This window comes from Rhizobium sp. WSM409 (assembly GCF_057653825.1).
Map to the genome: position 1 here is coordinate 121,353 of NZ_JBYGKP010000004.1, position 11,044 is coordinate 132,396.

Annotated in this window: 8 protein-coding genes and 1 pseudogene; 3 read left to right on the plus strand and 6 right to left on the minus strand. The window is 58.3% G+C overall.

Going from position 1 to position 11,044, the window contains the following annotated elements; all coding sequences use genetic code 11:
• Positions 1–157: 157 nt before the first annotated feature.
• The 3 genes from AC25BC_RS31515 to AC25BC_RS31525 all read right to left on the minus strand — a co-directional run bounded on the left by AC25BC_RS31515 (position 158) and on the right by AC25BC_RS31525 (position 5,748).
• Positions 158–2,284: an ATP-binding protein gene (locus tag AC25BC_RS31515; RefSeq protein ID WP_487778588.1), complete on the minus strand. Its 2,127-nt coding sequence runs from the start codon at positions 2,282–2,284 to the stop codon at positions 158–160.
• The gene (locus AC25BC_RS31520; RefSeq protein WP_128407009.1) at positions 2,277–3,767 is read right to left on the minus strand and encodes an ATPase domain-containing protein; all 1,491 of its coding nucleotides are present in this window, start codon (positions 3,765–3,767) and stop codon (positions 2,277–2,279) included. The genes AC25BC_RS31515 and AC25BC_RS31520 overlap by 8 nt, the downstream gene beginning before the upstream one ends.
• Before the next feature lie 421 nt (positions 3,768–4,188).
• Positions 4,189–5,748: a phospholipase D family protein gene (locus AC25BC_RS31525; protein WP_128439557.1), complete on the minus strand. Its 1,560-nt coding sequence runs from the start codon at positions 5,746–5,748 to the stop codon at positions 4,189–4,191.
• 282 nt (positions 5,749–6,030) lie between these two features.
• Here AC25BC_RS31525 and AC25BC_RS31530 point away from each other — a divergent pair, with 282 nt between their 5' ends.
• Positions 6,031–6,342: a response regulator gene (locus AC25BC_RS31530; protein ID WP_313903143.1), complete on the plus strand. Its 312-nt coding sequence runs from the start codon at positions 6,031–6,033 to the stop codon at positions 6,340–6,342.
• A 234-nt stretch (positions 6,343–6,576) separates the two neighbouring features.
• On the opposite strand, the pseudogene AC25BC_RS31535 reads toward AC25BC_RS31530, so the two are convergent.
• The 3 genes and pseudogenes from AC25BC_RS31535 to AC25BC_RS31545 form a co-directional block, all read right to left on the minus strand.
• Positions 6,577–7,407: pseudogene (locus AC25BC_RS31535) on the minus strand (ATP-binding protein); the annotation flags it as partial.
• A 176-nt stretch (positions 7,408–7,583) separates the two neighbouring features.
• Complete coding sequence (locus tag AC25BC_RS31540; RefSeq protein WP_003555433.1) at positions 7,584–7,850, minus strand: hypothetical protein; 267 nt, start codon at positions 7,848–7,850, stop codon at positions 7,584–7,586.
• A gap of 172 nt (positions 7,851–8,022) precedes the next feature.
• Positions 8,023–9,051 (minus strand): zinc-dependent alcohol dehydrogenase family protein, encoded by a 1,029-nt coding sequence (locus tag AC25BC_RS31545; protein WP_128439558.1) that lies wholly within the window; start codon positions 9,049–9,051, stop codon positions 8,023–8,025.
• 106 nt (positions 9,052–9,157) lie between these two features.
• Here AC25BC_RS31545 and AC25BC_RS31550 point away from each other — a divergent pair, with 106 nt between their 5' ends.
• Together AC25BC_RS31550 and AC25BC_RS31555 are read left to right on the plus strand one after the other, a co-directional pair.
• Positions 9,158–10,093 (plus strand): LysR family transcriptional regulator, encoded by a 936-nt coding sequence (locus tag AC25BC_RS31550; RefSeq protein ID WP_128439520.1) that lies wholly within the window; start codon positions 9,158–9,160, stop codon positions 10,091–10,093.
• Between the two features lie 57 nt (positions 10,094–10,150).
• Positions 10,151–11,041, plus strand: a complete 891-nt coding sequence (locus AC25BC_RS31555; RefSeq protein ID WP_128439521.1) for a LysR family transcriptional regulator — start codon at positions 10,151–10,153, stop codon at positions 11,039–11,041.
• Positions 11,042–11,044: the final 3 nt, after the last annotated feature.

Sequence of the window (11,044 nt, forward strand, 5' to 3'; positions counted from 1 at the left end):
TGATCATCCCATATCGCATGTCACAAAGTTCTGAAGAAGATCCGACTCTCGGTCACCCCTCAACTCGGCTTGGACCAGAACGACTGCTGCCATCTCGATGATGTTCAAGCGCCCCGGAAGATTACGCGACGATGCCGCGATTCACGTCAAACGCAGTTTACCTAGGCGCTGCCAGTTTTTCTTTTGAGATCATATCGGAGATCTTCTCGGCGAGGACCTCGACCGCAAACGGCTTACCGATCATCGCCATATTGGAACCGAGAAACTCGGCCTTCGCTGTGGCATTCTGCGCATATCCCGTCACGAAAATCACGGGGAGCTCAGGACGGTGCTGACGCGCGACCTCGGCAAGTTGACGCCCGTTCATCCCGGGCAAGCCGACATCGGAGATCAATAGGTCAATCGCGCGTGGGGAGGCAATGATCGGTATCGCTGCGTCCGCATTCGAGGCTTCTACCGCTTCGTAAGAGAGATCGGCGAGAACCTCGCAGATCAGCAGGCGGACTGAATTGTCGTCTTCGACGACGAGCACTGTCTGCCCCTGACCCGCTTCGACGGCCAGGCTCTCACGGCTTTGATCCTGATCACCATTATCCGTTGCAGGAAGGAGCAGCCTGATCGTCGTGCCCTCACCAACCCGGCTGTCGATCTCGACCTGACCGCCTGACTGTTGCGCAAAGCCATAGATCATTGAAAGGCCAAGGCCCGTCCCCTGACCAATCGGTTTGGTGGTGAAAAAAGGTTCAAACGCTCTTGCGACAATCTCCGGCGGCATGCCCACCCCCGTATCGCTGACACCGATGGCAACGAACGCTCCGGGCTTCAGACCTGGCAGGGATCGCGCCTCGATTTCATCAATTCTTCTGGTCGCAGTGGAGATCGTCAGACTGCCTCCGTCCGGCATCGCGTCGCGGGCGTTGATCGCCAGGTTCAGCAGAGCGCTTTCCAGCTGATTGGCATCCGCAACGATCCAACCGGCCTCGGGATCAGCCTCGATGTCGATTGCTATGTTCTCAGGCAAGGTCCGCCGCAGCAATTCCCGCGTCGCAACGAGATGGTCGTTGACATCAAGGGGTTTGGCATCAAGCGTTTGGCGACGGGAAAAGGCCAACAACCGGGCGATCAGCGCTGCTGCGCGGTTAGCCGCGTCCGCAGCGGCATCCATGAATTGATCAACATCGTCCAGTCGGCCGCCGGCAATGCGACGCTTGGCAACGTTGATCCCGCCGATGATCCCTGTCAGCATATTGTTGAAGTCGTGTGCAATACCGCCGGTGAGCTGACCGACGGCCTCCATTTTCTGAGACTGCCGAAGCGCTTCTTCTGCCCGATTGCGCGCCGACATTTCCTCTTCGAGTTCGGCCGTGCGCTGCGCGACCCGCTCCTCGAGCGTCCGATTGAGGTCGTCAAGCGCTTGCCGCTCGATCCTCAACGCTGCTTCCGATGCCGCAAGGGCTTCCTCGGTCTTCTTTCGCTGCGTGATGTCGATGACCGTCCCAATGAAGCGAACTGGTTTACCGCCGGCAAACATCGCCCCACCCTTGGCCGCGACCCAGCGCTCGATGCCGTCTTCGATCCCGATCGTTCGAAATTCGATATCATAGATCCCGCTGCTACCAGGCTGGAGGGCTTTGGCGACAGCGTCGTCTGCCATTTGCCGGTCATCGGGGTGAAGGCCCGCGAGGAAGCTGTCTTCATAGGAAATCGCGCCGTCCGCAAAGATACCGAACATTGCCTTGCACCGGTCGTCCCAGCTCAGCCGGCCGGTGACCGGGTCGAAGTCCCACGTTCCAATCTCTGCAGCGTTTGTCGCCAGCCGCAGCCGGGTCTCACTCTCATCCAGTTCCAGGAGCCGATCGCGCATCAGGAACTGTTTCTGGCGAAGGCGCATTGCGGACGCGACAGCGCTGTGGAGCGAGGCTCGGCCGAGCGGGCGTTCGAGCACGACGCTGTTGATGGCGATGTCAAAGAGCTTTAGGTTCGTCAACTGCGCGTTGGTCGTTCGTCCGGAGCGAGGGGCGGCAAGCAGCACAAACGGCACATCCGACCACGTTGGTTGCTTTGCCAACGCGTCTTTTAAAGGCGTTAGGTCGCCGGACAGAGTCTCCTCAGTCAGGAGAATGACGCCGATATCGTCGCAGATCTCGCTGGACAACTCTTTTAGGTCACGGCAGACAGCGACCTCGAACTGCTGTTCCCGCAAAAGCGCTGCGAGCGTGTCACCGTCGCGGCCGAACGGTGCGCTGACGAGAACACGCTGCCCCTCCTGCTGACGTTCAAGCATCGCTGCGGCGGTCTTCCAGTAGGGGATCCCTGGACCCGAGATATTCCGGCGTCCCGGTCAGCACACCCCGGAACTGCGACAAGGGTTCGCCGATACGCAGACCTCCACGATCGACCCGCAGCTCGCGGATCGCATCCTCATGCATGCCACCGCGGTTCTTCAGCACAGAGATCGCCTTGCGCACACGGCCTTCAGCCTCGAAGAAGCGCAGCAGTACGACCGTGTCGGCAACATAGGAAATGTTGAGGCTTGTCGACATTGTCCCGACGAGTCCGTGCTGTGGATTGAGCAGGAAAGTCACCACGCCCTTGTGGCTGAGATAGGACAGGAGCTCATGCATCTGCAGGATCAGTTGTTGTTCCTGCGGCATCGCCGCCATGTAACCATTGAGACTGTCGATAACGATCAGCCGTGAGCCGCGGTCTTCAACTTCGCGACGTACCCGAGCTGCGAATTCACCGGGGGAGATTTCCGCGGGATCGATCTGCTGCAGGACGAGAGTTCCGTCGTCGATGAAAGCCTGGAGATCAAGGCTGAACGCCTTCGCGCGGGTGAGAAGCGTGCCGATGCGCTCATCGAACTCGTAGACTGTACAACGCTCACCGCGAGCACAAGCTGCATAGAGATACTGCAGCGCCACTGTCGTCTTGCCGCTTCCGGCTGGTCCGGTCACCAGTGTGCAAGTTCCGCGCATCGGGCCGCCGCCGAAGAGATCGTCCAGTTCTCCGATTCCGCTTGCGATCGTTTCGCCAGTGAACTCTGTATGGTGCGTCGCGGCAATCAAGCGCGGATAAACGTGCAGCCCGCCTTTGCGAATGTTGAAATCATGGTAACCGGCGGTGAAATCCACACCCCGTAGCTTCTGGACCTGCAGGCGACGGCGCGCAGCACCGAAATCGAGCGTCAGGCGCTCCAGAGTAATGACCCCGTGACAGAGGCTATGAAGGTGCGAGTCCCGCTCACTGGCATTGCCTGACATGTCGTCGACCAGAATGACGGTCGTGTCGCGACCGGAGAAGAACTGCTTCAGGGCAAGAACCTGTCGTCGATAGCGCAGGGGATCCTGGGATAGAAGACGCATTTCGGATAGGCTGTCGAAGACGACCCGTTTTGGCTGGACCTTCTCGACCTCCTCTTGGATCAGCCGGATCGTTTCGCCAAGCTCCATCTCCCAAGGATGCAGGATAGACTGTTCGCGCCCGTCTCCGAAGACGTCGGATGCCGAACTGAATTCAAAAACGTCAAATTCGCTGATGTCGAAACCGTGCGAGGCCGCGACCTCGGACAGCTCCTCCTTTGTTTCCGACAAGGTGATGTAGAGCGCCTTTTCGCCCTGCCTCACCCCCTCGCGTAGAAACTGTAGAGCGAGGGTGGTTTTGCCGGATCCTGGCGCCCCTTCGAGCAGATAAAGCCGGCGAGCCGGCAGCCCACCGGCCAGGATTAGATCAAGACCTTCATTCCCAGTAGATATAGTGGCAGACAAGTGTCGATCCCGGCCTCTGCGACCTCGGTCGCGTTTTTTGATAAAATGTATGCAATTGTTATCCGGCGACAAGATGCAACGCAATATTTCCGCGAGTACAACGAAGCCTCAGCGATTGCCCTGTTCATCGCTTGACCCAATAGCTTCGCAACCAAGAGTGGCAAGGCGGTTCGCGCAACCACGCAGGAAAACTTGTGCTGATAAATCTGCATTTCTTATAGCTCCGCAGTTTTTCTTATGCGGGCGAACCCTGATCGGATTGCTACCCGCGGAGCAATTTTGATGCCTGCGTCAGTGTGGAAGCCAATACCTCGAATTGATGGCTGGCGAACTGGTAGGCCAATTTGGCATCCGTTGTGCCGCGACACGTTTAGGGTCGCCATGGAGCTCAGGGTTGCCTCCTCGCGAGAATTCGGCACGATTACAGCTGAGATTCGAGAGGCAGCCATTTTATGAGCCACGCTGTCGCGCGCCTCGCGATACCGGCATCCGGCTCGTCGCGGACGAGGGTACGTTTCCCATCGACAACTTTCAGCCACCGCAGGGATCCGTTTTCGAGCCTTAAGGGATAGCTCAGGTCTGTTTCGGTTTCCTTGGCAAAGATCGCGTCCATTTGCGCGACAAGATCCGATGACTTAAACAGCACGCCCATCTCCGTGTTCAAGGAAACGGACCTAGGATCGAGGTTGAGAGATCCTATGAAGCCATACTTGCCATCCCTGGCAAAGGCTTTCGTGTGCAGGCTGGCTTGTTTGGAACCGCGCAAGGAGAAGGATCCCACGTCGGCGATCGATTTCAGCTCGTAGAGCTCAATGCCGGCTTTCAGCAGGGCGGGGCGGTAGCGCGAATACCCCGCGTGTACTGCAGCAACGTCGGTAGCTGCGAGCGAGTTTGTCAGGACGGAAACCTTCACCCCTTTGTCGCGGAGCTTCGTCAGGGCCCTGACACCGCGTTCGCCGGGAATGAAGTACGGCGAGGTGATATGGATGAACTCGGCTGTGCCGGTGATCACAGGAAGAAGCGTTTCCATCAGCATGTTTTGCCCGGTGCGCAGCTTCCCCGCAGCTTTTTCCGGGGGATCGGCAAGAACATCGACTTTATCGACCCAAATGTAATGGTTTTCGGCGACAGCGTCTTCCAGTGATGTTCTGTCTTGAACCCTATCAAGATAAGGCCGGGCACGCTGTTCGAAATCGAGGCGGTCCATGTTGCGTCGAAGCTTCCTCAACTTGTTGGGGCGGCGCGACAGCAACGAGCGTACAGGCACGGCAACCGAACTGTTCCAGTAGTCGTCGAAAAGACGCTCGGTCTTCGCAACGGCTTGACCGACCATCACCAGATCGAAGTCCCTGAAGTTTGCGTCCTCGCCGGCATCGAAATACGGATCGCCGATATTGCGTCCCCCGACCATCGCGATCCGGCCGTCGGCAATCCATGCCTTGTTGTGCATGCGACGGTTGACGCTTCGAAACCGCAAGACCATCTCGAGGCCGCGGCGCAGGACATTCTCTCGCGCCTTCGTGGGATTGAAGAGCCGCAGCTCGATATTCGGATGGCAGTCAATCGCATAGAAGATCTTGTCGGACATGGAGACGCCGAGATCGTCGAGAAGGATCCTCACGCGTATGCCACGGTCAGCGGCAGCGACGACTTCCCGCATGATCAGCATTCCGGTCAGGTCCGCATTCCACATATAATACATGAGGTCGAGGCTGCGGCCGGCGGAACGGGCAGCTAAAAGGCGGGCTGCGAACGCTTCCAGGTTAGAGGTGATCAAAACGAGCCCGCTTGCCGCCTCCCGCTCGTAGCAAAGCCTGGCGCCATATCGATCAAGCTCGGTGTCTGCAGCGGCTATCTTGAGGGCTTGAGAATCCACTTGCTGGACCCGCTTCAGAAACCCGGGATCGCCTGATGCTGCCAAAACCACCCACAGGGCTAGCAGCGCGACAACCGCGATGATGGCAATGCTGAACCAACTCACACGATATCCCTCAGCCGCGACCATGAAGCAATATATTCGATCCGCCCGAGCAAAATAGGGTGTACCGACCTGCGAGCAAGATGCCGCCGAAAGAGGCGCGAGGAGGAGATAGGACCGACTTTCGAAACCTTCTCTACGCCACCTGCTTTCGAGCCGGCCATAGCAGGCGGTCTGAAAATTGCGGAACCCCAATCAAAGCAGAAAGTTATAGGTCGAACGGGAGGCGGGACCTGCGCAATGGCAATGAAGATACTCGTGGTGGAAGACGAACCAATGCTCCTGATGTTGGCGGTAGACATCGTCGAGGAAGCGGGGTTCGAAGCAGTCGAAGCCCGTAATGCTGATGAGGCAATGGTTGTGCTTGAGGGCGACGAAGACATCTCCATCCTTTGGACAGATATCGACATGCCGGGCTCCATGAACGGATTGATGCTTGCGGCCACCGCTCGCAACCGCTGGCCACCCATGGAAATCCTCATCGTCTCCGGTATGAAGCGCCCGGCAAGTTCCGACATACCCGACCGCGGCGTGTTCCTTCCCAAGCCCTACGATACTCACAAGATCACCGAAACTCTGATGAGAATGGCGGCCTGAAGATGGCCGGGCGATCTGTCCGAATCTAGCCGTCGAGAGCGCTACGCACTTTGCGGGCAAGATCGCCGAGTGTCGTGGGTTTCTGCAAGAATATGACGCCGGGGTCCAGTACACCGTTTTGGACGATCGCATTGCGGCTATACCCGGTGGTGAAGACGACAGGCAGGTGGGGATGCTTGCTTCGACCTCGTCTGCCAGCTTGCGGCCATTCATTGGCGCCATGACGATGTCGGTCAACAGCAGGCGAATGTCGGCGCGCTCGTCAACAATCTTGAGAGCCGTGACTGGTCCATCTACTGCAATGACGCTGTAGCCGAGTTCTTCCAGCATCTTGGTGTGGATCTCACGGACACTGGCGTCGTCCTCCACCAGCAAGACGGCTTCGCTCGCGGTCCCTCGCGGCACACTTTCGTCCTTCACGTGGGGCGCGATGTCGTTCGTGCCATAGTCACGCGGCAGGTAGATTTTCATCGTCGTGCCGGTTCCGACCTCTGAAAAAATCTTCAGATGTCCACCCGACTGCCTGGCAAAACCAAAGGCCTGGCTGAGGCCAAGGCTGGTCCCCTTACCGACAGGCTTGGTGGTGAAGAACGGGTCGAACGCCTTCTTGATGATCTCCTGCGGCATGCCGCAGCCGGTATGCGTGACCGCAATCATCACATACTGTCCGGGCGCGACGTCGTGTTCTGCCGCGTAAGCTTCGTCGATATGAGCGTTTGCTGTCTCGATCGTCAGCTTGCCGCCGTCCGGCATCGCGTCACGCGCATTGACGGCGAGGTTGAGCACCGCGTTTTCGAGCTGGTTCGCATCGGCCTTGGTCCTCGTCTCACCAAGGGTCGAGGACAGGATCTCGGCCATGTTAGCAACCAGCTTGTTGGCATCGACAGTGTCAGGAGAAAGCGGTTGCTGTCGCGAAAACGCCATGGCGTCAAGTCGAAGTGTGGAGGTATGGACCAATTGATCTCTCAGACGAGCGTGAAATACCGCTGCGGCCTCGAACCAAGCTCCCGCCCGTGCGTTTCTGTGGTATCTGCAGAGGGCGACTTTACTCATGACAACTGACATTGCGAACCATGTAGCAAGACTTGCGTTCGATTCGACCGTGCTTCGCGCAGTCCAGGCATTGCCTCAGCATCAGCCCATCGCGGCCGACGAGCGTTTCAATGAACTCCTCAATCGCCTTTCCCAGTCAGAGCAAGGATCCTCCCTGCCGGTGCATTCGTCACCTGCGACGCAAGAACTCAGGCACGATCATAGGTAAAGGACGTCAAGAGCGTGGTGACGAAGTTGCTCACCCTTTCCTTGACAACCACTTCCGTCCATTCGTCCGTGCCAAGCAGTCGCAAATCGGTATAGTTGCTGTCGACAGAAGCTTCCTCTATGCGTTTGATATTCCTGTTCTCACTGCCGGCATGATACATGTCCCTGATGACCATGCGCAGGATTTCCTGAATGGCGTTCTGCCAAGGGGTATTGATAGCCTGAAGTTCGTGAGCGTCCTGCGTCATAGGAAGTCCTTCGATCGGGGAAAGGTCAGCCCGCTAATGCAGGAGTTTAACGGGCGCGATGATTTCAAAGGTGGCATCCATCCGGGGCCGCAGCCTGCTACTGCGGCACCGAAGAACGCTGTGGTCGACATGAAATCTCTACGGTACATGGTTCACCTTTTCCGTTGTTCGATCAAAGAGCGAAGTCGACGACGATCTTGCCGAAAGCACCACGGGTGAGGTGGTCCAAAGCCTTCTGGAGATCCGATAGGCCATAGCGGGCGTCGACGATGGGCTTGATCTGAAGTTCGTCGATCGCCATCACAAGCTCTTCCTGCGCGCGTTGATGACCGACGGCAATACCCTGAATGACAGGCCCTTTCAGAAGGAGTGGGCCAACGGAAGCAGACAACTGCCCGCCTTCCAAAACGCCGATCATCGATATGCGGCCACCAGGCGCGACTGCTTCGAGAGCCTTTGCGAGGTGAGGGCCGCCAACAATTTCGAGAACATGGTCGACGCCGCGGTCCGACGTGATGTCGTAGACTTTACCGACCCAGTCCTCGCGAGTTCGGTTGATCACGAAATCGGCAAGGCCGAGTGCCTTCGCCCGTTCGAGCTTCTCGTCGCTTCCGGAAACGAGGATCACGGTCGCACCTTTTGCCTTGGCGATCTGCGCGCCGAAGATCGCAACGCCGCCCGTTCCCTCAATCAGGACGGTCTGGCCCTCCTCGACCCGGCCGAGTTCGACGAGCGCGTACCAGGCGGTGAGCCCCGCGCAAGGAAGCGTGCTGGCCCCGAGCTCGTCGAGTGATGATGGGCCTTTCGTCAGCCATGCCGCCGGAAAAGAGACGTATTCGCTCAAGACACCCGGATAGTGACCGCCAAGGGATTGGTAGTTTGGATGTCGACCGGACCCGAGAGGACGACCATCTTTCCACTCCGGAAAGAATGTCGAGATCACCCGGTTTCCGACCGCGAACTTTTCAACAGACTTGCCCACCTCGACAACCGTACCAGACATGTCGGAGCCAATGGTCATTGGCAGGTTGAACGCGCCCATGCGCCCGGCAATAACGTCCTGGTCGCGATAATTGAGTGCGACCGCATTGACCCTGACGAGCACCTCGTCTGCCCCGACTATTGGGACTGGCACTTGTTCAAGGCTCAGTCCGTCACGGCTGAAGGCCGATAGTTCCCAACGCTTCATGAGGTGTCGCATGCATCTAATTCCTTCCAATTTCTGATGATTGAAGCTATCACCTCGAACAGCGCACCAGTTGCGCCGTTTATGCTCGACTATGGTGCGTGGGATGCTACAATTATCAATGACGATTTCCCTGAGCGACATCCCCGTTTTCGTCTGTGCCGTCGATACCGGAGGCTTTTCCGAAGCTGGGCGACGGCTGAACCTGTCACGCTCTTCGGTCGGAAGGGCGGTCGCCCGCCTCGAAGCAGGTCTGAATGTCCGGCTGTTCGACCGAACCACGCGTCATCAGAGCGTCACGGCGGACGGACAGCTCTTTTACGAGCACTGCCAGCGGGCGATGGCCGAACTTCGTGCCGTCGAGGCCGCGCTGGATTCGGGATCGAGCGCGCCGCGGGGCAAGCTTCGGGTGTCTATGCCTGTTCTCTTCGGTCGAATGTGTGTCGCTCCCATCCTGACCAGGCTTGCCAGAGAAAACCCCGGCCTTGAGCTGGAACTCAGCTTCAGCGATCGTAAAGTCGATCTCCTGGAAGACGGCTTCGACCTCGCGATACGAAACGGTTCGCCGGGCAATGCCGCGGGCACGCGCATCCGTCGGGTCGGCCATGAGGAGACGATGCTTTACGCCGCGCCGGGCTACCTCGATAGGCAAGGCGTTCCGGAAGCTATCTCAGAGCTCGACGCCCATGACACGGTCACGTATTCCCGCGCGGGGCGGGTGCAGTCCTGGACGCTCGAGGTCGAAGGTGTCGTCCATGAATTCAATCCTGTCTCCCGGCTCCGGTTTGACGACATCGACGCCATAGCAGACGCCGCGACAGAGGGTTTCGGACTAGCGTGGCTGCCGTTCTGGCTCGTCAAGAAACGGGTCGAGACCGGTGAGCTCGTGCCTGTGATGCGGCAGATGCCTCCCTATGTATCCGAGGTCTGGGCTTTGTGGCCGGATGGCGCTCACCTGCCAACCCGGGTGCGGGCGGCCATAGATGCACTCGTAACGGAACTGCCGAAGCAAGCATCATCGTCGAACGGCGCTGGGAGGGATGATACATGTGTGTAAAAGTATGTGCAGGAATGGTCGGAAATATCCCAGCCTTCCATACCGTAAAGGCATAAGATGGACCGGCTTTCCGAGCTCAAGGCGTTCCTTGCGGTCGTCGAGACGGGCGGCTTTACGGCGGCCGCCCGCAAAACCGGCACGTCACAGCCGGCGGTCAGCAAAGCGATCGGTGCGCTCGAAAACCGTCTGGGCGTCGCACTCTTCAATCGCAGCACCCGAAACGTCACCTTGACGGATCAGGGGCAAAGATACTTCGACAGGATGAAGCCGTTGCTCGAGGAGATCGACGACGCCAATCGCGAGGTCATAGGCAGCGCGGTCGACATGTCGGGGTCGATACGCATTGCTGTCCCCACCACCCTCGGTCGACTTCATATCCTGCCAATCATTCCGGATCTGCTGTCCAGATTTCCCAAGCTCGAAGTGGATCTGGTTCTATCGGACCTCATGCGGGACATGGTCGAGGATCGGGTCGATTTGGTGATAAGAGTGGGGTCTGTCGAAGAGCCCGATGCCGTCGTCAGACGGGTGGCAAAGACTCCTCTCGTATGCGTCGGATCTCGCCAGTATTTCGAAAAGCATGGTATTCCCACAAAGCCTGCCGATCTTGCAGATCACAACTGCCTCGTCTACGGCGGCTTCAAGGAGTCGGCGAATTGGCCATTCGTCGGTCAAGAAGGTCACTTCAGCGTCGCAGTGCGCGGCAACCTCACCTCCAACAGCATCGAGACGATCCGTGCGGGTGTGCTTGCAGGCGTCGGGATCGGCATGTTCACCAAGGCATCGCTCGTCGAAGAGCTCTCGCATCCTGACGTCGTGACGATCCTCGGCGAATATGTTCAGGGCACAAGGGACATCAGCTTTGTCTGGCCGAAGCGTCGGCTGGTTTCTGCGCGGGTTCGGCACGTGACAGACTTCCTCGCCGCGTCGCTCGAAGGGCGGATCTAGCGG